Raw genomic sequence first — 23,245 nt, forward strand, 5'->3', positions numbered from 1 at the left:
TGGATTCCTTGCATGAGTTTGAGCAATTTCAGCTACTACCTGCGCGACTACCGCCTGTGGATGGTGATTGGTCTTATCGGCGCCGCAGGGCTGGCCAAATACGGCGAGGCGGAAGCCCGGCAGATCGGCATATGGGCGGCAATCGCGCTCGCGGCGCTGTTGGTTGTTGCGCTGATCGTCTGGATCATCAAACGGATCATGGCGCGGCGCGCAGCGCGGCGCGTGGAGGCGATGGTGCAGGGCGAGGCCGACAAAGCCGTTGCCAACGCGCAACCATCGCAGCGGGCCGATACCGAAGCATTGCGCAAGCGCATGCTGGAAGCGGTGAAGCAGATCAAGACTTCGCGGATGGGCATGCTCAAGGGCAATGCCGCGCTGTACGAGCTGCCTTGGTACGTGATCATCGGCAATCCGGCAGCGGGCAAGAGCACGGCGATCCTCAACTCAGGGCTGCAATTCCCGTTCGAGGACAACCGCAGCAATGTCATTCAAGGCATAGGCGGTACCCGTAACTGTGATTGGTATTTCACCACCAACGGCATCGTGCTGGATACGGCCGGTCGCTATTCGGTCAGCACCGAAGACCGCATGGAATGGCTGACCTTCCTCGGGCTGTTGAAGAAGAACCGGCCGCGTGCACCGATCAATGGCGTGATCATCGCGGTCAGCATTGCCGAACTGTCCGGCAGCAAGCCCGAGTTCGCGATGGAGCTGGCCAAGAACCTGCGCCAGCGTGTGCAGGAAGTCACCGAGCAGCTGGAAGTGTTCGCGCCGGTGTATGTGTTGTTCACTAAGGCTGACCTGATTGCCGGTTTCAGCGAGTTCTTTGGCAATCTGGATCCGGGTGAACGCGAGAACGTCTGGGGCGCCACGCTGCCGGCAGATGTGCTGCAGCAAGGTGATGCGCTGACGGCCTTCGACAAGCATTTCGACGAGTTGGCCGACGGCATCAAGGAAATGAGTCTGACCCACATGGCGATGCAGCGCGGGCGCGAAGTGTCGCCGGGCCTGCTGTCGCTGCCGTTGGAGTTTGTTGGCATCAAGCCCGCGCTGCGTACCTTCATCGCCACGCTGTTCGAAGACAACCCCTATCAGTTTAAGCCGGTGTTCCGTGGCTTCTATTTCAGCAGTGCGTTGCAGGAAGGTCGCTCGGTGCACCATGCCTCCGAGCGTGTGGGCAGGCAGTTTGGCCTGCAGCGCGGCTCGAACGTTGATGAGGCACCGAGCGGACAAACCGCGTTCTTCCTGAAAGACCTGTTCCGCAAGGTGATATTTGCCGACCGCGAGCTGGTGCGGCAGTACGCAAGCCCCCATCAGAATCGCCTGCGCTACGGCGTGTTTCTGGGCGCGGTAGGTGTGCTGGCGCTTGGGCTTGGTCTGTGGACCTGGTCCTACACCACCAATGCGCAGTTGGTGGCCAATGCCACCAAGGATCTGGATCAGGCCGTGCGTGTGCAGAAGGACCGCATGGATCTGAAGTCCCGCGTTGATGCGCTGCTGCTGTTGCAGGACCGTATGGAGCAGTTGGACCGCTACAAGAAGGAAGGCGGCATCACCACCAGCCTTGGCCTGTACCAGGGCGACGCGATCCGCGAGAAGCTGTTGCGCGAGTACAACCATGGCATGCAGCAGGTGATGCTGGCGCCCACCGTTTCCAATCTTGAGAACTATCTCGGGCAGGTGGTTGCCGAGCGCGACAAGCTTGGCCAGGCCAACGCTGCTGCCGCTGAAAGCGAAACGCTGTACCAGAACGCTTCACCGACCAGCACCAATGACGCTTACAACGCGCTCAAGACCTACTTGATGCTGGGTAATCCCAAGTACGTGGAAGGCGCGCATCTATCGCAGCAGCTGACACTGTTCTGGCGCAACTGGCTGGAAGCCAATCGCGGCCAGATGAGCCGCGAGGAGATGGTGCGCGCTGCCGAGAAGCTGATGACCTTCTATGTGGCGCAGGCGGGTAAGCCTGGCTGGCCGGAGGTGCAGAACAAGGTCACCTTGGTTACCGATGCGCGTCAGGCATTGTCGGGGGTAATGAAGGGCCAGCCGGCGATGGAGCGCGTGTTCGCGCAGATCAAGGCGCGTGCCGGTGCGCGGTTTGGCACGGTGACGGTGGATGGCCTGGTGGGCGAGGAGCGCAATGCGCGCCTGATCAACGGCAGCTATGCCATCTCCGGTGCTTTCAGCCGCAAGGCGTGGGAGGACTATGTGCAGGACGCGATCAAGGAAGCCGCCAATACCCAGCTGAGCACTACCGACTGGGTGCTGGGCACGACTGAGCAGAGCGATCTGTCGCTGGCCGGCAGCCCGGAACACGTTTCGCGTGAGCTGGTGACCCTGTACAAGCAGGAATACGCTCGCGAATGGGCCAAGTTCGTCCAGGGCTTGAGCATCGCCGAGTTCAACACTTTTGATGAGGCGGCCGCGCGCGTCAATCGCTTGGGAGATGCTGGCAACTCGCCGCTGCGCACCTTGCTGGAGAAAATCAACGAGGAAACCATCTGGGATAACCCGCCTGCACAGGCGCGCTCCAGCAAGTCCGGCAAGGGCTTCGTGGCCTGGTTCCAGCGTACCATTCTGCGCAAGGACCCGGCTGCGGCCGCCGCAGCCGCGCCGGTGGGGCCGATTGGCAAGGCGTTTGAAGGCATCGCACGGCTGACCATGCCGCGTGGCGATCAGCCGGCGGTGATTGCGGCTTACTTTGATACCTTGGGCAAGCTGCGGGCACGCTTGAATGCCATCAAGTCGCAAGGCGACGTGGGCGTTGGCGCACGCAAGCTGATGCAGGACACCTTCAGCAATGAGGGCTCCGAGCTGAGCGTGGCGTTGGCGCTGGTCGACGAGCAGGTGTTGAATGGGCTGGATGAAAAACAGCGTGACGCATTACGCCCGTTGCTGCTGCGTCCGCTGACACAGACGTTTACTGCCTTGGTGCCGCCTACCGAAGATGAGGTCAACAAGACCTGGAAGGCGCAGGTCTATGATCCGTTCAAGGCGCGTATTGGCCTGCAGTATCCGTTCAATCTGAACTCGGACGTGGATTCTGCCGCAAGCGACATTGCCGCCATCTTCGGTGCCAGCGGCAGCATTGCCACCTTCAACAAGGATGCGATGGGTGCCTTGGTCATCCAGCGCGGGCCCTTGCTTGAAGCGCGTCGCTGGGCTGGCATCGGCATCAACCTGTCGGCTGAACTGGTTGCCAACTATGGCAATTGGGTAAGTGGCGCGGGTGCAGGCGCTGCCCAGGACACGACTATCTTTGAGTTGTTGCCGTCGCCTGCAACCGGCGCGGTGGAATACACCATCGAGATCGATGGCCAGCAGCTGCGCTATCGCAACACACCGCCGCAGTGGACCACCATGCAATACCCGAACGCGGGCCAGATTCCTGGCGTGAAGATTTCGGCGGTTACGGGTGATGGGCGCACGGTGGAGGTGTTCAATGCACCGGGCTCGAACGGCTTCAAACGCCTGATGTCTGAAGGCCAGTACGAACGGCTTGATGATTCCAGCCGTATCACCTGGGAAGGCAGCGGCGTTGCCGTGACCGTGGAGATGCGCGTGGTGCGCCGTGCCGGCACGGGCTCCGATGGCAGTGATTGGCAACGTGGCCTGCAGTTGCCGGAGCGGGTGGCTGGTGGCGCACCTGTCGCTGCAGCTGCTCCGGTTGCACCCGAAGGTCAGGCGCCTGCGAGCGCGCCAGCCGCGCCACAGCAGGCTGCAGGAGGTGCACGATGAGCCGCGTTGTCAGTGCCGGGGTTTCCTACTTCGGGAAAGTCCCGTCGCGCGGTGACTTCGTGCGCGCCGCCGACAATCACCAATTGCTTGGCTGGCTTGATCGCTGGGCTGGCGAATCATTGGAATTGCTGAGCCAAAGCCCGGACTGGAAGCAACGGTACGACGAGGCGCCGGAGATCAACTACGCCTTCCTCGGTTCGCGCAGCAAGATGCTTGTGTGTGGCCACTTCCTGGCCAGCCGCGATGCCTCTGAACGTCGCTTCCCGCTGCTGTCAGCATTACGGCTGGAGGCACCTGAGCCACTGCCGTTCATCGGCCGCAGCCCCTTGGCGTTGTCCAACGCGTGGTCGGGGCTGGCCCGGTTGGCGCGGCAGGCGAACGAAGATGCCGATGCAACGCAGGCGCTGAGCCAGCTGGCTGATGCTCGCTTCAGCATCAGCACCGATCCGGCCGACTACAACGCCAGCTTCCAGGACTTCCTCGAAGGCACCACCATTGCCAGCTTCGAACAGCGCCTGCGTGAGGCAGGGCATGGTGAGGTTTCGTTGCGGCAGATGCTGCCGGCATTGGGCCTGCTGTTGCAGCCCGTGTTGAGCGGTGGCGAGGTGAACATCGACAAGGCATTGGTGCTGCCGCTGGTGCGTGACCCGGCCTACCGGCCGCTGGTGGCCGCGTTCTGGCTGGACCTGGTGTCCAGCTTCGTCAGCCGCGGTGACTTCGAGTTGGCGGTGCTGATCTGCAACGATGCCAAGCCGAACATGGTGATCGGCTTCAACGGAGCGGATCGCATGGTACTGCGCGCCGCCTTGGATCCGTCCGAAGCCGGCGATTATCTGATTCACCTGCAGCATTCGGAGTGGGTCGATGACTACCTGCACGGCGACTACAACTTGAACCGCTTCGGCAGCTTCCTTGAGCGTGAAGACCTTGCATTGGTCACCGCGCGTCGGCTGTTTGGCGAGACCTTCCTGGGAACCTGACGATGCATTTGTTCAAAGTTAGCTATTTCGCCGCGTTGATGTTGGTGGCCACGCCCGTGTTCGCGCAGACCACGCCGCCGGCAACCGTGACGGCGCCGTCGGCTGCAGAGCGGCCAGTGATAATTGAAGGTGTGGTGCCTGATCAGGCCACCAAGGCCAAATTGCTCAATAATCTGCGTGCGGTCTATGGCGCAGAGCGTGTGGTTGATCGCATCCAGGTCGAGAGCATCGCCACGCCGCCCAATTGGGGCGACTACGTGGCAGGCATGATCAACACCGGGCTTAAGCGTGTCTCGCCGGGCAAGCTCGAAGTCAACGGGCAGTCAGTGCGCGTCACCGGCGAGGTGGCCAATGAAGCCCTGCGTCAGCAGGTCGCCAGTGATCTCAGCTTGGCCAGCAACACCAGCTACACCGTCAGCAACGCCTTGAAGGTGGGCTCACAGCAGGGCGTACTTGATCAGACGTTGGCCAATCGCATCATCGAGTTCCAGAGTGGCAGCGCCAAGCTGACACCATTCGGCATGAGCATCCTCGATGAGATGGTCGCCAAGATGGCACAGATGCCGGACAGCCGCTTCCTGATCATTGGCCATACCGACAACGTGGGCCAGCGCGAGTCCAATCTGTCCTTGAGCCATGCGCGTGCTGCGGCGGTGAAGAGCTATATGATGTCCAAGGGTATACCCAGCACGCATATGGACGTGCTCGGCAAGGGCCCGGACGAGCCGGTGGCAGACAACACCAGCAACGATGGTCGTGCACGCAACCGTCGTATCGAATTCAAGATCCAGTAAGCAGCCGCGCTGACGCCGAAATAAAAACGACGGGCTTATAGCCCGTCGTTGTCGTTTTTGACATCGAGCATTTCTTCCATCTGCTCGAGTGTTGTGTGGTCCTTGATGACGCGCTTCAGCCACACATGCAGCGGCATCTCGCCCCAACTCGCGGCCTTCTCGGCCAAATACGCGACAGGGCTGTGTGGTTCGGTGCGACGGAAGAATTCGGCCACCTGACGCAACTGTGCCAAGGCTTCCTTGCGGCTGGTCGGTGCACCGGCAGGACCGCGCGGTGCGGTGTTGCTGACGGCCGGTTCAGCGCCGGCAGCGGTCGGCGTGTAGAACGTGTCGCTGTGCTCATCAGCGGTGTCGTCGACTTCACCATCCAGCAGCATGCCGGCTTCGCGCGCAAAGCGCCGAACGGTGCGCTGCAGGTGATCGAGCTGCTCGCGTACCGAGCTGAAACTGGGGCCATCCATGCCCAGGCGACTGTCTACGGCGGCCTGTAGCTCATCCAGCGCTAGGCTGCAGTCGGGCAGGGCGGCTACCAGTTGGCGGTAGACGTCGTGCGAGGTACTGCGGCGTGCGGCCTCCAGGGTGTCGAGGCTGGGGCGGCCGTCGGTTTGATCGCTGCTGTTGGCATGTGCATGCTCGAAGTCAGCCAGACTGAAACGGCCCTGTGGCGCAATGGCAATCGGTATTGCACGCAGCCACTGCGAGGTATTGGCCAGCAACCAGCTGAGGTTGCCGATGCGCTCCTCGTAGTCTCCATCATGTGCAACCGGATGCACCTCATCCCAATAGCGATCGCACAGCCCTGCGGTGACCCGGAACCCAGCAGCCAAACCAGGGAAGCCTTCCTGCTGGGTCGCGGCTTCGCACAGCCAGCCGGCCAGTCGCAGGTCTTTGGTGCGGGTCAGCAGCAACTGATTGCAGTCGCGTAGCACGCTGCCCCAGTCAGCATATTTAATGTCGGTCTGCCACGCCCCTTGGTCCAGGGTCGGGTCGTCGGCACGACGGTTCTCGATAATCCGATCAAACTCGGCCGAAAACGACAGGTCTTCACCGGTCGCCGCGTGTCCGTCAATCGGGGCCAGCAGGGCATCCTGATCCAGCATGGCAATTCTCATTGTGGGTTACCCGCGGATTCTAACGCGGCTATGGGCAGAAGAATGTAGAGGTCGGTTGCAAGCTGGCGCGGTGTCGGCACTTGGCAACTGCGCTGGTCTTTGTTCGGACGTGAAGAATTCAGCTGAACAGCGCGTGTTCCGGTGCAAAGGCCGGCGCGCTTGAACGTGCTACCTGCAACCAACCGGTGTGGTGTAACGCAGAATGCATAACGGGCAGGCCAAAGGCCTGCCCGTTGTGTTTGCAGCCGGATCAGTCTGCTCAGCCCAGAATGCCGGGCAGATCCAATCCCTTTTCCTTGGCGCAGTCGATGGCGATGTCGTAGCCGGCATCGGCATGGCGCATCACGCCGGTACCGGGGTCGTTCCACAGCACGCGTGCGATGCGCTGGTCGGCGGCCTCGCTACCGTCGCAGACGATGACCACGCCGGAGTGCTGCGAGTAGCCCATGCCAACGCCGCCGCCGTGATGCAGGCTCACCCAGGTGGCGCCGCCGGCGACATTCAGCATGGCGTTGAGTAGCGGCCAATCGGAGACCGCATCGGAACCGTCCTTCATCGATTCGGTTTCGCGGTTGGGCGAGGCGACGCTGCCGCTGTCCAGGTGATCGCGACCGATCACCACCGGCGCGCTCAGTTCGCCATTGCGCACCATCTCGTTGAAGGCCAGGCCGAGCTTGTGACGCAGGCCCAAGCCAACCCAGCAGATACGCGCCGGCAGGCCCTGGAAGGCAATGCGCTCACGCGCCATGTCCAACCAACGGTGTAGGTTGGGATCATCGGCGATGATTTCCTTCACCTTGGCGTCGGTCTTGTAGATGTCTTCCGGATCTCCGCTCAGTGCCACCCAACGGAACGGGCCGATGCCGCGGCAGAACAGCGGGCGCACATAGGCGGGCACGAAGCCGGGGAAATCGAAGGCGTTCTTCAAGCCCTCGTCAAAGGCCATCTGGCGGATGTTGTTGCCGTAGTCGACGGTCGGAATTCCTGCAGCGTGGAAGGCGAGCATCGCTTCGACGTGCACGCGCATCGCGGCCTTTGCGGCGTCGCGCACTTTCTCCGGATTGGCTTGCTGCTCGGCCAGCCATTGCTCCACGCTCCAGCCGATCGGCAGGTAGCCGTGCACTGGATCGTGGGCGCTGGTCTGGTCGGTGACGCAGTCCGGACGCACGCCGCGACGTACCAGTTCCGGCAAAATCTCGGCGGCGTTGCCAAGCAGGGCAATCGACTTGGCTTCACCACTCGCCGTGTACTTGGCGATGCGTGCCAAGGCGTCGTCGATGTCGCTGGCCTGTTCGTCGACGTAACGGGTGCGCAGGCGGAAGTCGATGCTGCTCTGGCGGCATTCGATGGTCAGGCTGCTGGCGCCGGCCAGCGACGCGGCCAGCGGCTGTGCGCCACCCATGCCGCCCAGGCCGGCGGTGAGGATCCACTTGCCAGTCAGGCTGCCGCCGTAGTGCTGGCGGCCCATTTCCACGAAGGTTTCGTAGGTGCCCTGGACGATGCCTTGGCTGCCGATGTAGATCCAGCTGCCGGCAGTCATCTGCCCGTACATCATCAAGCCCTTCTTATCGAGCTCGTTGAAGTGCTCCCAGTTGGCCCAATACGGTACCAGGTTGGAGTTGGCGATCAGCACGCGCGGTGCATCCGGATGGGTGGGGAATACGCCGACCGGTTTGCCTGACTGCACCAGCAGGGTCTGGTTGTCGTCCAGACGCTGCAGGGTTTCCAGAATCTTGTCGTAGCTTTCCCAGTCGCGCGCGGCGCGGCCGATGCCGCCGTAGACCACCAGCGAGGTCGGGTCTTCGGCGACTTCTGCGTCCAGATTGTTCTGCAGCATGCGGAACGGCGCTTCGGTCTGCCAGGATTTGCAGTTGAGCGTGTTGCCGCGAGGTGCACGCGGGTTGCGGGAGGGGTCGTGACGGGTCATGCATTTCTCCTGGTAGCAAATTCCAGACAAGCGCCGAGCACTTGCTGCAAGGTGTTGCGGACGGGGCTTGCGTGTTCGGGGTCGTAGGGGGTGGGCCAGCTGTGCTCGTCCACGTCCTCGGGTGCGGGTTCGTGCATGTAGCCGCGGCAGCCCAGCTCCATCTGCAGGGTATGCACGCCGTTTGCGGTGTTGCTGTAGTGGCGGGTGATCCAGCCACCCTTGAAGCGGCCGTTGCGCACGTGCGACATGCCACTCATGGCGCAAAGGTTCTCAACCACGTCGGTGAGCGCGTTGTCGCAGGAGGTATCCGACGCGCCGCTGGGGCCAGCGCTGCCGATATTGAACTGCGGCAGTTCGCCATCGAACAGATGCGGAATCAGCGAGCGGATCGAGTGCGCGTCGTAGACGACAACGGTTTCATGCTGCGCGCGCAGGCGTGTGATCTCGCCGGCAAGTGCAGCGTGGTAGGGGTCGAACCAGGTTTCGCGCCGATACTGGATCTCCGTTTCATCGGGCTCATGCCCGGCGCGGTACAGCGGCTGGTTGTCGAAGGTAGTTAGCGGGCACAGGCCGGTGGTGTTCTGTCCTGGGTACAGGGAGATGCCGGATGGGTCGCGGTTTACGTCGATCAGCGAGCGCGAGATGGCGGTGCGTACCGTCGTCGCGCCCATTGCCTTGGCAAAGGCGTAGAGCTCGTGCACCCACCAGTCGGCGTCACGGCGTGCCAACCAGGGCGAGACGAAATGGTCTACGCGCGAGGCCGGCAGCTCGGTGCCGGTATGCGGGAAGCTGACGATCAGCGGAGCGTGACCGTGGTGGATCTGCAGCCAGTCAGTGGTGTTCGTCATGGTGATTCCTGGGATATGGCAGGCTTTGTTCTTCCCTCGTTCGCGGGGGAAGATGCGCGAAGGGCAGAAGGGGATGCTTTGCACGGTGAAGGCCGGAAACTCCCCTCATCCGGCGCTTTGCGCCACCTTCTCCCGCAGGCGGGAGAAGGGAAGGCATCGCGGCTTGCAGTGAGTTGTGCCTGGTCTGACGGATTGCGGTGCTGCTGGCTGTCGCCTCTCCCGCGTGCAGGAGAGGATGCCCGGAGGGCAGGTGAGGGCGCTCTTCGCGGTGCAGCCGAAAAGCTCCCCTCATCCGGCGCTTCGCGCCACCTTCTCCCGCCTGCGGGAGAAGGAATGACAACACGGCTTTCGGCCAGCTCTGCATGCGCTTCAATCAGGCCTTGTCAGTCACATCAACACCCGGCAGCTGTACACCCAAGCCAGCCGTCAACGCAGCAGCGCGCACCAATGCAGTCGCAGCAACCATGTCCGGGTGGAAGTAACGGTCGTCCACCAAGGTCGGTACCTGCGCGCGCAAGGTCGAACGCACCTGCTCCAACGCCGGACTCGAACGCAGCGGTGCGTGGAAGTCACAGCCCTGGCCCGCGGCGAGCAGCTCGATGCCGATCACGTTGGCAGCGTTCTCAGCCATCGCGATCAAACGACGCGCACCATGCGCAGCCATCGACACATGGTCTTCCTGGTTGGCCGAGGTCGGGATCGAGTCGACGCTGGCCGGATAGGCGCGCTGCTTGTTCTCCGACACCAGCGCTGCCGCGGTGACCTGTGGGATCATGAAGCCGGAGTTGAGGCCCGGCTTCGGGGTCAGGAAGGCCGGCAGGCCGGACAGCGCCGGGTCCACCAGCATCGCGGTGCGGCGTTCGCTGATCGAGCCGATCTCACAGATCGCCATAGCCAGCATGTCCGCAGCGAACGCTACCGGCTCGGCGTGGAAGTTGCCGCCGCTCAACGCTTCTCCGGTATCGGTGAACACCAGCGGGTTGTCAGAGACGCCATTTGCTTCAATGTCCAGCGTGGTGGCAGCTTGACGCATCACGTCCAGTGCGGCGCCCATCACTTGCGGCTGGCAGCGCAAGCAGTAAGGGTCCTGCACGCGCACGTCGTTGTCGCGATGCGATTCGCGGATCGCCGAGCCCTGCATCAACTCGCGCAGTACCGCGGCGGTGGCGATCTGCCCGCGCTGGCCGCGGATGCTATGGATGCGCGGATCGAACGGCGTATCCGAGCCCTTGGCGGCTTCCACCGACAACGCGCCGGTGACCAGTGCGGCCTGGAACACCACTTCGATCTCGAACAGGCCGGCCAGTGCGTAAGCGGTGGAGTACTGGGTGCCGTTGAGCAGCGCCAGGCCTTCCTTCGCGCCCAATACCAACGGCTGCAACCCGGCCTGCTCGAAGGCGGCTTCGGCCGACATGCGAACACCGCCGACAAAGGCTTCACCAACACCAATCATCACGCTGGCCAGATGCGACAGCGGCGCCAGATCGCCGGAGGCGCCAACCGAGCCCTGGCAGGGCACCACCGGCACCACATCCTTCTGCAGCATCGCTTCCAGCAGTGCCAGCGTCTGCGGGCGGATACCCGATGCGCCCTGGGCCAGGCTGGTCAGCTTCAGCGCCATCATCAGCCGTACCACGTTGGTAGGCATCGGCTCGCCTACACCGGCGGCATGCGACAACACGATATTGCGCTGCAGGGTTTCCAGATCCTCACGTTCGATGCGGACACTGGCCAGCTTGCCGAAGCCGGTATTGATGCCATAGACCGGCTCGCCCTTGGCGACGATGGCGTCCACCACCTGTGCGCTGCGCAGGACCGCGGCTTGGGCCGATTCGTCCAGGCGCACGTTGGCGCCGCGATAGATCTGCCGCCATTGCGCCAACGGAACGTGGCCGGGGAGGAGGGTCAAGGTAGTGCTCATGCGTGCTCCAGCAGTGCGAGGTTCAAAGTGCGAGGTCGAAAAGACAGAAGGTCAAACGGTTTGTCCGCGCCAGACGCGGGCATGCAAAGGATTGAAACCGATCCGGTAGACCAGATCAGCGGGGGCCTCGATGTCCCAGATGGCGAGATCGCAATCCATGCCGGCAGCCAGCTTGCCAACACGATTGGCGCGGCCCAGGGCACGCGCGGCTTCGCGGGTGAAGCCGGCGATGCACTCGGCTACGGTCATGCGGAACAAGGTGGCGCCCATGTTCATCGTCAGCAGCGGACTGGTCAGCGGCGAGGTGCCCGGGTTGCTGTCTGTTGCAAGCGCCATCGGTACGCCTGCATCACGCAGGCCCTGGATGGGTGGCAAGACGGTCTCGCGGGTGAAGTAGTAGGCGCCGGGGAGCAGCACGGCGACCGTGCCAGACGCGCGCATCGCAGCAATGCCTGCTTCGTCCAGGTGTTCGATATGGTCCGCGGAGAGGGCGCCATTGTGCGCGGCCAGTTCTGCGCCGTGCTGGTTGGACAGCTGTTCGGCGTGGATCTTGATTGCCAGCCCGTGCTGTTTGGCGGCGTCGAACACCTGTTGTGCCTGCGCCGGAGAGAACGCGATGTTCTCGCAGAAGATATCGACCGCTTCGGCCAGGCTTTCAGCTGCGATTGCCGGGATCATCACTGCGCAGACTTCGTTGATGTAGGCCTGTGCCTCGTGGCCAGGCGGCACTGCATGCGCACCGAGGAAGGTCGGCACAATCTCCACCTTGCGCAGCACGCCCAACTCGCGCGCGACGCGTAGCTGCTTGCGTTCGTCGGCCAGGGTAAGGCCGTAGCCGGATTTGATCTCGATGGTGGTGATGCCTTCGGCCAGCATCGCATCCAGGCGGGGCAGGCTGGCCTCGATCAAGGCCGCGTCTTCGGCGTTGCGGGTTGCGCTGACGGTGGAAACGATGCCGCCACCGGCCTTGGCAATCTGCGCGTAGGTCACACCCTGCAGGCGTTGCTCGAACTCGCCGGCGCGGTTGCCGGCATAGACCAGATGGGTATGGCAGTCGATCAGGCCGGGACTGATCCAGCGGCCATTGCAGTCGACGCGGTTATCGGCTTCAAATGCAGGTGCATCTGCCGCTGGCCCGACATGCAGGATACGGCCATCGCGGGCGGCGACAACACCGTCGCGGATGCTGCCCAGTCCGCCCGAGGCGTCGTCCAGGGTCATCAGGTTGGCGTTGTGCCATAGCGTGTCGCAGCGCATTGTCCCTCTCCGTGCCTATTTGTATATACAATAACGGCGACCATCGGAGAGTGTCCAGTGACAACGATCAAGCCAGCTTCAACTGTTCGTTTCCACGCCGCCCAGGCCTTGTTGCCGCAGGGCTGGGCGCAGGATGTGCGCATCGACAGCGTCGCCGGTCGCATCACCGCAGTGGCTGCAGGCGAAGCCTGGGACGGCCAGTCGCAGCGTCTGGACGTGGTGGTGCCGGGCCTGGGCAATCTGCACAGCCATGCCTTCCAACGGGCGATGGCCGGGCTCACCGAAGTTGGTGGACGCTCGGGCGACAGCTTCTGGAGCTGGCGCGAGCTGATGTACCGGTTCCTGGACCGCCTGGATCCGGATACCTTCCAGGCCATTGCCGCGCAGGCCTACATGGAGATGCTGGAAAGCGGTTTCACCCGCGTCGGCGAGTTCCACTATCTGCACCACACCGAAAACGGCAGCCGTTACGCCGACCACGCCGAAATGTCGGTACGGGTTGCGGCGGCGGCGGATGAAACCGGTCTGGGTCTGACCCTGCTGCCGGTGTTCTACGCGCACAGCGACTTTGGCGGAGCCGCGCCGACCCCGGCGCAGCGGCGCTTTCTGCACGACATCGATGGCTTTGCGGACCTGCTGGCCGCCTGCAAGCGAGCCCTGGCAGACACGCCTGATGCTGTGCTGGGGCTGGCCCCACACAGCCTGCGCGCCAGCACGCCGGAGGAATTGCAGGCGCTGGTTGCGTTGGCGCCGGGCCCGATCCACATCCATATTGCCGAGCAGACCCGCGAAGTGGATGCCTGTCTGGCCTGGAGCGGTCAGCGACCGGTCGAATGGCTGTATGCCAATGCCGCCGTCGATACGCGCTGGTGCCTGGTACACGCTACCCATGTCAACGACAAGGAAGTGCAGTTGATGGCGGACAGTGGCGCGGTGGTCGGCCTGTGCCCGATCACCGAGGCCAATCTGGGCGATGGCTTGTTCCCGATGCGCGAGTTCGTACGGGTCGGTGGTCGCTTCGGCGTCGGTTCCGATTCCAATGTGTTGATCGATGCAGCCGAGGAGCTGCGTCTGCTTGAGTACGGCCAGCGCCTGCAGCTGCGCGGACGCAATGTGCTCTCACCTGGCGGCTTGTCCAGCGGCCGTTGGCTTTACCAGCAGGCAGGCGAGGGTGGCGCACAGGCATTGGGCGTGCAGGCTGGCTTGAGTGTGGGTGCTGCTGCTGATCTGCTGGAACTGGATGCCCAGCATCCGGCCCTGCTCAACCGCAGCGGTGACGCCTTGCTTGACAGCTGGCTGTTCGCCGCACGTAATGGCGCCCTTCGCAGCGTCTGGCGCAACGGTCGGGCCTTGGTCCGCGATGGTCGCCACGTGAACCGCGAAGCGATCAGAGCGCGTTACCGTGCCGCGCTTGCGCGGATACTGGGCTAAGGTCGGTTAACGGCCAGACACCATCTCTTTCAGGAAACCCGAGTGAAGGGCAAGAAAGCTCCCACCCTCAATCACCGCATCCGCAGTGACATCGAAGGCCGCATCCTCAGCGGCGAATGGGAGCCAGGCTTCCGTATTCCGTTTGAGCACGAGTTGATGGAGCAGTACGGCTGCTCGCGGATGACGGTGAACAAGGTGCTGACCGCACTGGCCGAGAGCGGCATGATCGAACGCCGCCGTCGCGCTGGTTCGTTCGTGGCGCGGCAGCCGCCGCATCTGGAGCAGGTCGCGCTTGAGATCCCCGACATCGAGGTGGCGGTTACCGATCGCGGCCACGAATACGGCTTCCAGCTGCTGGAGCGTGCGCACCGCAAGGCCAGGGACAGCTCAGCCGAAGAGCTGCAACTGGTAGGCGAGGGCAAATTGCTGGCGATGCGCTGCCTGCACCTGGCCGACGGCAAGCCGCTGGCGTTGGAGCGCCGGTTGATCAATCCCGAAGCCGTGCCAGAAACCTTGAAGGTGGATTTCTCCATCCATGCGCCGGGCAGCTGGCTGCTGCAGAACGTGTCATGGACACGCGGCCAGCACCGCATCAGCGCGGTGGCTGCGAGCGCTGACGAAGCTGCATTGTTGAAGGTTCCGGTGGGCACGGCCTGCCTGGTCATCGACCGCCAGACCTGGCGTGGCGAATTGCCTATTACCTGGGTGCGGCAGATGTTCCTCGGCGACGCTTACGACCTGATTGCCCGCTTCGCGCCGGGCGCACGCTGATTCCAGGCGTCTGATTCAATCTCCAGCCAAGCCGATGGCCTGGCTGGACACTGCTGACCGTCAGATGGTGCTGCACTGCCGCCAGCGCACCGGCTCGTCCACACCCGGGCGCGGGTTGAGCTGCACGCGGGTGGTACGCAGCGCCGGGTAGCGCTGCAGCTGCTGGCAGATCAATGGCCACACCTGGGTGTCATCGCCACTGCGTTCCACCGACAGAGTAGAGCGGGTCAACCAGATGCCGCTGACCACGCCAGAGGTGCCGGCCAGGGCCTTTGAGACAGATTGCTGGTAGCGCAGCAAGGTAGCGGCGTCCGGATCCTGGACCAGATCGCCCGGGTGAGAGGCGCTCTTCGCTGAAGCGGCGGCTGCTGGCTCGGCCTTGTTCGGTTCAGTGGCAGGCTCGGCAGCAGCCGGAGCTGCCGACTCGGCAGTTGCTTCGGCGACAACGCGCGGTGCCGTGGCGATCGGCGTAGCTGCGGGGGAATCTCCTTGCATGGTCATGTAGCCCATGCCAGCCAGCAGGCCCATCGTGACTGCCGCCAAACCAGCAATGCCGGTGTGCCGAACGGCTTCGCGGCGGGCGATTCCGGTAACGGTCTCGCGTGTTTCGGTGGGCATATACGGCTTGAGCAGCTCCCACAATTGGCGCGCGTCGATCACCTCGATCGACTGCTTTTCTGCCTCGGCCAGGCCGTCGCGCTCCACGTGGCCTTCGGTGATCAGCAGGCCGCCGACGGCGCCGGTCAGGCTGATGGCGGAGGCGAGCTCATGGATCGCGGTCGCGTCGAAGCGATAGGCACGACCGTGCTTGCACGACACCAGCCAGCGTTGGCCGCCGCGTTGCAGCAGGAAGTCACTGCTGGTGCCGCGGTCGTTGTCTTCGGCATCGGTCAGCGGGTGCAGGTCGCGCTGCTCGGCCATGGCCTGATGCACGATGCGGGAAAACTCACGCCAGCGCATGCCCGCCAGCGCGGCCAGGCCATGCTGGCGCTCGGTTTGACGGCGGGCGACCAACCATAGGTATGCAGAAGCCAGGCCCCACAAGAGCAATGCAAGCAACAGGGCCAGAATCCACGAGAACATCGACATACCTGAAAGCCTAGAGAAGGGGCCCAGTCTATCTTCCCTGACGACCGTAAGAGCAGGCTGACTTCGCCTTTTTGAGCTATGTCGACGATTTATTCAGCAGGCTTTGTGCTCGGCCAGTAATGGCTGTCTGGTAACGCACGCGCGCCAAAGATGGCCTGGCCAACCCGAACCACGCTGGCGCCTTCCTCGATGGCGATCTCGAAGTCGCCGGACATGCCCATCGAGAGCTCATCCAACCCGATGCAGGCTGGCGCGTGTTGGCGCAGTTGATCGCGCAACGTCCGCAGGCGCACAAAACAGGCGCGGACCTGCTCGGGCTGGGCGGAGAACAGGGCCAGGGTCATCAGGCCGCGCACCCGCAACGCGCCGGAGCGCGGCAAGGCCTGCAGGAAACCGGCGACGGCTTCGGGTGCCAGCCCGTACTTGCTGGCCTCGTTGGAGCTGTTTACCTGCACAAATACGTCCAGCGAGCGGCCTTCGGCCTGCAGGCGACGCTCCAGGGTTTCGGCCAGACGCAGGCTGTCCAAGGCCTGGAATTCGTTGGCGAAGCGCGCCACCAGCTTGGCCTTGTTGGTCTGCAGGTGGCCGATTACCGACCAGCGCAGGTCGCCCAGGTCCTGCATGGCCTCCCACTTGTGGTGGGCCTCCTGCACCTTGTTCTCGCCCAGCATGCGGCAACCGGCTTGATAGGCCAGGCGGATATGGGCTTCGTCGATGGTCTTGCTGACGGGTAGCAGTCGCACGCCGGCCGGGTCGCGGCCGACGCGCAGGCAGGCCGCAGCAATCCGCTCGTGGACCAGTGCCAGATTGTGGCGGAAATCATCCACGGTCTCTGCGCGCGGGTAATGACCGTGCAGGGCGTGACGGGTCTGGGTGCCGGAATCAGCGTCCGGGTGCGGGGTTTGCATGCATACCTCCAGCGATTGCCGCCGTCTGATGCTGCGGGAGCGGCGCGGTGAACAGCGGATTATCGCTTGCTGGAAGGTTTGAAACCCGGGGTCTGGCTGCCTGGACAAATCGCAGGCATGAAAAACCCGCCATCCGATGCCGTGAGGGGAGGGAGACTTACGGCGCGGTACTGCTGGCGGGTGATTGATTCTTGCTCAACTAATGCTGCTTTGCAACATCATTGATCTTCAGCTTGCTGTCCGTCGTGCGCGGCGCGGCTCTCGGCCCGGGTAAGGCGCCGGTTGAGGGCGTCCAGGCGGTCGTTCAGCGCCTCGATGTCCGAGTGCGACGGGATGTCCATGCGCCGCAGCACGTTGTGAACCTGATCTTCAAACGACTTCTCGACCTTGTCCCAGGTGCCGGCAGCGCGCTCGCGGGCCTGGCCCAGGGTGTTCTCCACGGTGTCGCGCAGGCTTTCCCCTTTGCGCGACTGCTCGCGGGAACGGGCTTCGCTGTCCTGGCCTTCCTTGACCAGGGTATCGAACAGTTTGCTGCCCTCGGCCTGCGCACGTGACAGCGCGCCCAGGCCGGCCAGCCAGACCTGCTGGGCCGACTCGGTCACCTTCCTGGTCAAGCGCTCGGCCTGGCCTTGCGCGCCAGTGGTGTCGTCCTCGTCTTCCGGGCGTTGCTCGTAGGTGGTCATGACGATGCTCCTGTGCGGGGTTGGAGAGTTCAGCTACACCGTAACGGCTTGGCGGCTCGAGTTGTGTGACGGGGCCAGCTCAGCCGAGCTTGTCGGTCAGCACGCGTTGAATTTCGGACTCCACCATGCCTTTCATTGCCGACAGCAGGAAGCCCAGTTCGGCCTTGACCCGCACAGCGCCCGGCAGCAGCTCGATGGCACCGTCCACGCCGGAGCGGTTGAAGTGCAGCACCGGGCCGTCCCAGCGGGTGACCACGTCGAAGCGCTCCTGCAGTTTCTCGGCGACTTCGGCAATGGCGGTGCGTGCCTTGTCATCGGACAGGGAATGGGGGTGCTGGATATCAATGTTGGACATGGCGTGTGGCCTGAACTGCTGTTTGTAAGAAAGATGCGCCATTGTGCGGACCTGCGCGACGTAGTCCAAGCCTCGCGTACGTCTTCTGCATGACCGGACGACCTGCTAGTCTGCTGCCGGTGCGCACTCTGCAAGTCCATTTCAGTAATCGTCAGCAGCCGGATCAGTCATTGATGCCGGGTGTCCAGCGCATTGTGCGCCACGCCTCGGGTCAAGTCCGCTTGGGCGACGGCAGCGTCGGCCCATTGCTGTTGGCGCAGTTCTGTACCGATCAGCGTGGGGTCTGGCTGCAGGTTGCCAATGGTGGCCGCGGTATCCATGTCAATGGCCGCCCAGTGCGGCGCATGGCGCTGCTGCGGGCCGGTGATTCGGTGTATGCAGACGGTGCGGAAATGCTGCTGCGGGGCGACTGTGAGCAGGTGCCGCATCCCCCCGAAGCTCCGATTGATGGTGGCGAAGATCTGCGGGTGCTGCTGCGCGGGGTAGGTGGGCGCCATCATGGACGCAGTTTTACCTTGGACAAGCCGCGCGTCATTGGCAGTGATCCGGCCAGCGACATTCTTATCGACGACCCGGCCTTCGCCGAGCGTCATGCCCGTTTCGAGCGGCACGGCGACAAGGTGCTGTTGCGCGATCTGGGCTCGGCCGACGGCAGTCAGGTCAATGGTGTAAGCGCCCGTCATTGCTGGCTGCAGGCCGGCGACCAGGTGGTGTTCGAAGGCAACCACCGCTTTGTACTGGAAATTCCGCTGGGCCCGGTTTCTGCGGGGGCGGCATTCCTGATCGAGGATGATGACGAGCCCGTGGCGCTCAAGCCATCGACGTTGGCACCGGCAAAGCCCAGGCTGCCGCGGCGTTGGCCCTGGCTGCTGCTCAGCGCCTTGCTGCTGGGCTCGGCGATCAGCGCCCTGCTGCTGTTTGGCGCACGCTGAGCAGCGGCTTCTGCAGCCATCGAGTTGATGCGCGTGCAGGGCTGAAACGGCAGGCAGGAATGGGTGCAGATGCAACCTTTTCCGGGTGGCCCAAGGCTGTTGCGCTGCGGCATACTAGGGGTTCTGCTCAACAGGTGTGACATGACGCGCGCATTCAATTTCAGTGCCGGCCCTGCGACATTGCCGGAATCGGTCCTGCGCCAGGCGCAGGCGGAGATGTTGGAATGGAATGGCGTAGGTGCGTCCATTGTCGAGATCAGCCATCGCAGTGCCGATTTCATGGCCGTGGCCGCCGAGGCCGAGGCTGACCTGCGCCGTCTGATCGGCATTCCCGACGATTATGCGGTGCTGTTCCTCGGTGGCGGCGCCACCACCCAGCAGGCGCTGCTGCCGCTGAACTTCGCCAACCCCGGCCAGCGCGTGGACTATGTGGTCAGTGGCCACTGGGGCAAGACCGCGGTCAAGCAGGCCCAGCCCTATGTCGACGTCAACATCGCCGCCAGCGGCGAGGCCAGTGGCTATCGGGATATCCCGGCGCGCTCGCAATGGCAGCTTTCGGACGACGCGGCCTACGTGCATATCACCGCCAACGAAACCATCCACGGCATAGAGTTCCGTGATGTGCCGGATGTGGGCGGCGTGCCGTTGATCGCCGATTTCAGCTCGTCGATCGCTTCCGAGCCGATTGATGTGTCGCGCTACGGGGTGATCTATGCCGGCGCACAGAAGAACCTGGGCCCGGTAGGCATTGCCGTGGTCATCATCCGCCGCGACCTGCTGGAACGCGCTGGTCAGCCGCGCGCCGATATCTTCGATTACCGCTCGCATGTCGCCCGCGATTCGATGTTGAACACGCCGCCGACCTGGAACTGGTACCTGGCCGGGCTGATGTTCAAGTGGATGCTTGCCCAGGGTGGTGTGGAAGCCTTTGCCAAGCTCAGCCTTGCCAAGTCGTCGGCGGTCTATGACGCCATTGATGGCTCCGGCGGCTTCTATCGCAACGAAGTGGCTGCGGCGGTGCGTTCGCGCATGAACATTCCGTTCTTCCTGCCCAGTGAAGAGCTCAATGCGCGCTTTGTCAGCGAATCGAAGGCGGCCGGCCTGCTGGCGCTGAAGGGGCACAAGGCGGTCGGTGGCATTCGTGCCTCGCTGTACAACGCCATGCCGCTGGAAGGCGCGCAGGCGCTGGCAGCATTCATGCGTGACTTCCAGCAACGCAACGGTTGAACCACTCCCGCCGTGCGCAGCGCGCCGGCCAGTAACAGGTAGACGATTCCATGGCGACCAAGCCAAGCAAGACCGCCAGCAAGGCCAAGCCGGCCACCGCAGCCAAACCTGCCGCCAAGAAGGCAGCCGACAAGCAGGCTGCGGTCAAGAAGACTGCCGCCAGCAAGAAAGCGGTCACCGAGGCCCTTACCGTCGCCAAGCCGGTGCTGTCGGATGTACGCGCCAAGATCGACCAGATCGACCGCAGCATCCAGGCCTTGATTGCCGAGCGGGCAAACTTCGCCCATCAGGTCGGCAAGGCCAAGGGCAAGCTTGCGGCAGCCGTTGATTACTACCGTCCGGAGCGTGAGGCTCAGGTACTGCGGATGGTGGTGGACCGCAACGAAGGTCCGCTCAGTGACGAAGTGCTGGTGCATGTGTACCGGGAAATCATGTCGGCCTGTCTGGCCCAGCAGGAGCCGTTGAAGATCGGCTACCTCGGCCCGGAAGGCTCGTTCACCGAACAGGCGACGCACAAGCACTTTGGCCGTTCGGCGTTGGGTTTGCCGTTGGCCAATATCGAAGAGATCTTCCAGGAAGTAGAAAACGGCAACGCCGATTTTGGTGTGGTGCCGGTGGAGAACTCGGGTCAAGGCACGATCCAGATCACCCTGGACATGTTCCTGACCTCCAATCTCAAGATCTGTGGCGAAGTCGAGCTGCGCGTGCAGCAGTACCTGCTCTCGCGCACCGGCCGCATTGAAGACATCGAGCGCATCTATGCGCATCCGCAGGCCTTCATGCAGACCTCGGCCTGGCTGCGTGCCAACCTGCCAAAGACCGAAAAAGTGCCGGTTTCCAGCAACTCTGAAGGTGCCCGTCGCGCCCGCAACGCCGAAGACGCAGCGGCCATCGGCGGCGAGAGTGCAGGGCACGTCTATGGCCTGAAAAAGGTGGTAACCAAGCCGATCCAGAACGACGCAGACAACACCACGCGCTTCCTGGTGATCGGCCGCCAGCTGTTTCCGTCGTCTGGCCATGACCGTACCTCGGTACTGGTCTTCATCCACGACAAGCCGGGCGCGCTGTTCGACGTACTCAGCCCGTTCGCCCGCCACGGCATCAGCATGAACCGCATCGAATCGCGGCCATCGCACCAGGCCAAGTGGGAATACGGCTTCTTTATCGATCTGGCCGGCCATATCGAAGACGCATCGATGCAGGCCGCGCTGGCCGAGCTGAAGGCGCACTCGGCGCAGATCAAGGTGCTCGGTTCCTATCCGGTTGCCGTGCCGTGAGTTCCAAAGCCCCTCTCCCTGCGGGAGAGGGGTTGGGGTGAGGGCAGGGTTGCCGACATTCTTCAATTCGCTGCAGCCATGTGCTCCCGCACCCTCATCCGCCCTTCGGGCACCTTCTCCCGGAGGGAGAAGGGTTTGCTGACGCGCCGCTGGCGCACTGAATACTAGAGAGACCGCATGAGTTCCCAGCCCTACTGGATTGCACGCAAAGGTTCCGCCCTGCAGGGCACGCTCGCCATACCCGGCGACAAGTCGGTATCGCACCGTTCGGTGATGTTTGCCGCGTTGGCCGATGGCGTATCGCATATCGATGGTTTTCTGGAAGGCGAGGACACCCGCGCCACCGCCCATATCTTCGAACAGATGGGGGTGCGCTTTGAGACCCCTTCTGCGTCGCAGCGGATCGTCCATGGTGTAGGCGTGGATGGCTTGAAGGCACCGCAAGGCGAGCTGGACTGCGGCAATGCCGGTACCGGCATGCGCCTGCTGGCAGGCTTGCTGGCCGCGCAGCCGTTCGACACTACTTTGGTCGGTGATGCGTCGCTGTCCAAGCGGCCGATGCGCCGGGTGACCGGGCCGCTGGCGCAGATGGGCGCACGTATCGACACCCAGGAGGACGGCACGCCGCCGCTGCATATCCGTGGTGGCCAGACACTGCACGGCATCGACTACGAATTGCCGGTGGCCAGTGCGCAGGTCAAGTCGGCGGTGTTGCTGGCTGGCCTGTATGCGCGGGGCGAAACCTCGGTGGTCGAGCCACATCCGACCCGCGATTACACCGAACGCATGCTGCGCGCATTCGGCGTGGAGATCGAGTTCGAGCCGGGCAAGGCGCGTCTGCACGGCGGTCAGCGCCTGTGTGCGACCGATATTTCGGTGCCAGCAGACTTCTCGTCCTCGGCGTTCTTCATCGTTGCTGCCAGCATCATTCCTGGCTCGGAAGTGCGCCTGCGCTCAGTGGGCTTGAACCCTCGCCGCACCGGCCTGCTGGCGGCGCTGCGTTTGATGGGTGCGGATATTGCCGAGGAGAACCACGCCGAGCACGGTGGCGAGCAGGTCGCTGACCTGGTTGTGCGCTATGCGCAGCTCAAGGGCGTGGAGATTCCGGAAGCGCTGGTGCCAGACATGATCGACGAATTCCCGGCCTTGTTCGTGGCCGCCGCCGCGGCTGAAGGGCAGACTGTGGTTCGCGGCGCTGCCGAACTGCGGGTGAAAGAGTCTGATCGTCTTGCGGCGATGGCGACCGGTCTGCGTGACCTGGGCCTGCGTGTGGATGAGACCGATGATGGCGCGACCATCTTCGGCGGCCCGCTGGGCAGCGGCACCATCGAAAGCCATGGCGATCACCGTATCTCAATGGCCTTCGCCATTGCCGGTCAGCTCAGCACCGGTGAAGTGCGCATCAATGACGTTGCCAACGTGGCGACCTCGTTCCCGGGCTTCGACAGCCTGGCCAGTGATGCCGGCTTCGGACTCAGCGTCCGGTCCTGAATTCCACTGGTACCTGTACGACGCTGTTGATGGCGCGTCCATCCCGCATCGCGGGCTGGAAGCGCCATTGCTGCAGCGCTGCGATGGCGGCTTGATCCAGCGCTGGATCAATGCCACCTTCGTGTCCGATCACCGCGGCTTGGCTGACCCGGCCGTTGGCATCCACCTGCAGGCGTACGATCACATCGCCTTCGACACCGGCATCCAGCGCGGCGGAGGGATAGTCAGGGGTCGGATTGCTGGCCAGCGGTTCAGCGTCACGATTGCCGGCAACACTGACCACCGAGGTGGTATCGGCTGTGGTGATGGACACCGGGCCGGCGGCCATAGGCGTCTGCAGGGTGTGGTAGCCCAGCAGGCTGAAGACGCCCACAACCGCCAGCGCCAACAGGCCCCACAGCCAAGCCGCAGCAACGCCATGCGGGCGGGCCGGTACTGGATGATGGGTTGTGCTGTGCTGAGGGATGCTGGACATTGACATGTTGGCTCTGCGTAACGTCTACG

General features: G+C 63.5%; 19 protein-coding genes. 9 read left to right on the plus strand and 10 right to left on the minus strand.

What is annotated here, in order from left to right:
- The first annotated feature begins 12 nt into the window (after positions 1 to 12).
- The 3 genes from tssM to ACVOLL_RS01790 are packed head-to-tail and all read left to right on the plus strand — an operon-like array spanning position 13 to position 5,512.
- Positions 13 to 3,738 (plus strand): type VI secretion system membrane subunit TssM, encoded by a 3,726-nt coding sequence (gene tssM, locus ACVOLL_RS01780; protein ID WP_481511301.1) that lies wholly within the window; start codon positions 13 to 15, stop codon positions 3,736 to 3,738.
- A complete protein-coding gene (gene tagF, locus ACVOLL_RS01785; RefSeq protein WP_481511302.1) occupies positions 3,735 to 4,718 on the plus strand; it encodes a type VI secretion system-associated protein TagF in 984 nt (327 codons plus the stop codon). The genes tssM and tagF overlap by 4 nt, the downstream gene beginning before the upstream one ends.
- Before the next feature lie 2 nt (positions 4,719 to 4,720).
- Positions 4,721 to 5,512 (plus strand): OmpA family protein, encoded by a 792-nt coding sequence (locus tag ACVOLL_RS01790; RefSeq protein WP_481511303.1) that lies wholly within the window; start codon positions 4,721 to 4,723, stop codon positions 5,510 to 5,512.
- A gap of 35 nt (positions 5,513 to 5,547) precedes the next feature.
- On the opposite strand, the gene tssA is transcribed toward ACVOLL_RS01790, so the two are convergent.
- The 5 genes from tssA to hutI all read right to left on the minus strand — a co-directional run bounded on the left by tssA (position 5,548) and on the right by hutI (position 12,577).
- On the minus strand, positions 5,548 to 6,612 hold the full coding sequence (gene tssA / locus ACVOLL_RS01795) for a type VI secretion system protein TssA (protein WP_481511304.1): 1,065 nt from the start codon (positions 6,610 to 6,612) through the stop codon (positions 5,548 to 5,550).
- Positions 6,613 to 6,883: 271 nt separating this feature from the next.
- Entirely contained in the window at positions 6,884 to 8,551 is a 1,668-nt protein-coding gene (gene hutU / locus ACVOLL_RS01800; protein WP_481511305.1) for a urocanate hydratase, read from the minus strand.
- Positions 8,548 to 9,399, minus strand: a complete 852-nt coding sequence (gene hutG / locus ACVOLL_RS01805) for an N-formylglutamate deformylase (protein WP_481511306.1) — start codon at positions 9,397 to 9,399, stop codon at positions 8,548 to 8,550. The genes hutU and hutG overlap by 4 nt, the downstream gene beginning before the upstream one ends.
- Before the next feature lie 373 nt (positions 9,400 to 9,772).
- The gene (hutH, locus tag ACVOLL_RS01810) at positions 9,773 to 11,320 is read right to left on the minus strand and encodes a histidine ammonia-lyase (protein ID WP_481511307.1); all 1,548 of its coding nucleotides are present in this window, start codon (positions 11,318 to 11,320) and stop codon (positions 9,773 to 9,775) included.
- A 51-nt stretch (positions 11,321 to 11,371) separates the two neighbouring features.
- A complete protein-coding gene (hutI, locus tag ACVOLL_RS01815; RefSeq protein WP_481511308.1) occupies positions 11,372 to 12,577 on the minus strand; it encodes an imidazolonepropionase in 1,206 nt (401 codons plus the stop codon).
- A gap of 66 nt (positions 12,578 to 12,643) precedes the next feature.
- Between hutI and ACVOLL_RS01820 the strand changes: the two genes are divergently transcribed.
- Both ACVOLL_RS01820 and hutC read left to right on the plus strand, forming a co-directional pair.
- Positions 12,644 to 14,008 (plus strand): formimidoylglutamate deiminase, encoded by a 1,365-nt coding sequence (locus ACVOLL_RS01820; protein ID WP_481511366.1) that lies wholly within the window; start codon positions 12,644 to 12,646, stop codon positions 14,006 to 14,008.
- 42 nt (positions 14,009 to 14,050) lie between these two features.
- The gene (gene hutC, locus ACVOLL_RS01825; RefSeq protein ID WP_481511309.1) at positions 14,051 to 14,779 is read left to right on the plus strand and encodes a histidine utilization repressor; all 729 of its coding nucleotides are present in this window, start codon (positions 14,051 to 14,053) and stop codon (positions 14,777 to 14,779) included.
- A gap of 60 nt (positions 14,780 to 14,839) precedes the next feature.
- On the opposite strand, the gene ACVOLL_RS01830 is transcribed toward hutC, so the two are convergent.
- The 4 genes from ACVOLL_RS01830 to ACVOLL_RS01845 form a co-directional block, all read right to left on the minus strand.
- The gene (locus ACVOLL_RS01830; protein ID WP_481511367.1) at positions 14,840 to 15,862 is read right to left on the minus strand and encodes a restriction endonuclease; all 1,023 of its coding nucleotides are present in this window, start codon (positions 15,860 to 15,862) and stop codon (positions 14,840 to 14,842) included.
- A gap of 95 nt (positions 15,863 to 15,957) precedes the next feature.
- Positions 15,958 to 16,776: a YggS family pyridoxal phosphate-dependent enzyme gene (locus ACVOLL_RS01835; RefSeq protein WP_481511310.1), complete on the minus strand. Its 819-nt coding sequence runs from the start codon at positions 16,774 to 16,776 to the stop codon at positions 15,958 to 15,960.
- Positions 16,777 to 16,994: 218 nt separating this feature from the next.
- Positions 16,995 to 17,459 carry a phasin family protein gene (locus ACVOLL_RS01840; RefSeq protein ID WP_481511311.1) on the minus strand — a complete coding sequence of 155 codons (465 nt, stop codon included), beginning with the start codon at positions 17,457 to 17,459 and terminating at the stop codon, positions 16,995 to 16,997.
- Positions 17,460 to 17,538: 79 nt separating this feature from the next.
- Positions 17,539 to 17,814 (minus strand): polyhydroxyalkanoic acid system family protein, encoded by a 276-nt coding sequence (locus ACVOLL_RS01845; RefSeq protein WP_481511312.1) that lies wholly within the window; start codon positions 17,812 to 17,814, stop codon positions 17,539 to 17,541.
- Positions 17,815 to 17,933: 119 nt separating this feature from the next.
- Here ACVOLL_RS01845 and ACVOLL_RS01850 point away from each other — a divergent pair, with 119 nt between their 5' ends.
- From ACVOLL_RS01850 to aroA, 4 genes are all read left to right on the plus strand, one after another.
- Positions 17,934 to 18,746, plus strand: a complete 813-nt coding sequence (locus tag ACVOLL_RS01850) for an FHA domain-containing protein (RefSeq protein WP_481511368.1) — start codon at positions 17,934 to 17,936, stop codon at positions 18,744 to 18,746.
- A 141-nt stretch (positions 18,747 to 18,887) separates the two neighbouring features.
- The gene (gene serC / locus ACVOLL_RS01855) at positions 18,888 to 19,973 is read left to right on the plus strand and encodes a 3-phosphoserine/phosphohydroxythreonine transaminase (RefSeq protein WP_481511313.1); all 1,086 of its coding nucleotides are present in this window, start codon (positions 18,888 to 18,890) and stop codon (positions 19,971 to 19,973) included.
- A gap of 50 nt (positions 19,974 to 20,023) precedes the next feature.
- Entirely contained in the window at positions 20,024 to 21,250 is a 1,227-nt protein-coding gene (gene pheA, locus ACVOLL_RS01860) for a prephenate dehydratase (RefSeq protein ID WP_481511314.1), read from the plus strand.
- A 177-nt stretch (positions 21,251 to 21,427) separates the two neighbouring features.
- Positions 21,428 to 22,741, plus strand: coding sequence for a 3-phosphoshikimate 1-carboxyvinyltransferase (gene aroA, locus ACVOLL_RS01865; RefSeq protein ID WP_481511315.1), 1,314 nt, complete (start codon positions 21,428 to 21,430; stop codon positions 22,739 to 22,741).
- On the opposite strand, the gene ACVOLL_RS01870 is transcribed toward aroA, so the two are convergent.
- Positions 22,725 to 23,216, minus strand: a complete 492-nt coding sequence (locus ACVOLL_RS01870) for an energy transducer TonB (RefSeq protein ID WP_481511316.1) — start codon at positions 23,214 to 23,216, stop codon at positions 22,725 to 22,727. The two genes, aroA and ACVOLL_RS01870, sit on opposite strands and share 17 nt — an antisense overlap.
- Between the last annotated feature and the right edge of the window lie 29 nt (positions 23,217 to 23,245).

This window comes from Stenotrophomonas sp. STEN035, assembly GCF_056759935.1.

Excerpts from the sequence above, each read along its gene's own strand:
- tssM (WP_481511301.1), top strand. The coding sequence starts at position 13 with ATGAGTTTGAGCAATTTCAGCTACTACCTGCGCGACTACCGCCTGTGG.
- tagF (WP_481511302.1), top strand. The coding sequence starts at position 3,735 with ATGAGCCGCGTTGTCAGTGCCGGGGTTTCCTACTTCGGGAAAGTCCCG.
- ACVOLL_RS01790 (WP_481511303.1), top strand. The coding sequence starts at position 4,721 with ATGCATTTGTTCAAAGTTAGCTATTTCGCCGCGTTGATGTTGGTGGCC.
- tssA (WP_481511304.1), bottom strand. The coding sequence starts at position 6,612 with ATGCTGGATCAGGATGCCCTGCTGGCCCCGATTGACGGACACGCGGCG.
- hutU (WP_481511305.1), bottom strand. The coding sequence starts at position 8,551 with ATGACCCGTCACGACCCCTCCCGCAACCCGCGTGCACCTCGCGGCAAC.
- hutG (WP_481511306.1), bottom strand. The coding sequence starts at position 9,399 with ATGACGAACACCACTGACTGGCTGCAGATCCACCACGGTCACGCTCCG.
- hutH (WP_481511307.1), bottom strand. The coding sequence starts at position 11,320 with ATGAGCACTACCTTGACCCTCCTCCCCGGCCACGTTCCGTTGGCGCAA.
- hutI (WP_481511308.1), bottom strand. The coding sequence starts at position 12,577 with ATGCGCTGCGACACGCTATGGCACAACGCCAACCTGATGACCCTGGAC.
- ACVOLL_RS01830 (WP_481511367.1), bottom strand. The coding sequence starts at position 15,862 with ATGTTCTCGTGGATTCTGGCCCTGTTGCTTGCATTGCTCTTGTGGGGC.
- ACVOLL_RS01835 (WP_481511310.1), bottom strand. The coding sequence starts at position 16,776 with ATGCAAACCCCGCACCCGGACGCTGATTCCGGCACCCAGACCCGTCAC.
- ACVOLL_RS01840 (WP_481511311.1), bottom strand. The coding sequence starts at position 17,459 with ATGACCACCTACGAGCAACGCCCGGAAGACGAGGACGACACCACTGGC.
- ACVOLL_RS01845 (WP_481511312.1), bottom strand. The coding sequence starts at position 17,814 with ATGTCCAACATTGATATCCAGCACCCCCATTCCCTGTCCGATGACAAG.
- serC (WP_481511313.1), top strand. The coding sequence starts at position 18,888 with ATGACGCGCGCATTCAATTTCAGTGCCGGCCCTGCGACATTGCCGGAA.
- pheA (WP_481511314.1), top strand. The coding sequence starts at position 20,024 with ATGGCGACCAAGCCAAGCAAGACCGCCAGCAAGGCCAAGCCGGCCACC.
- aroA (WP_481511315.1), top strand. The coding sequence starts at position 21,428 with ATGAGTTCCCAGCCCTACTGGATTGCACGCAAAGGTTCCGCCCTGCAG.
- ACVOLL_RS01870 (WP_481511316.1), bottom strand. The coding sequence starts at position 23,216 with ATGTCCAGCATCCCTCAGCACAGCACAACCCATCATCCAGTACCGGCC.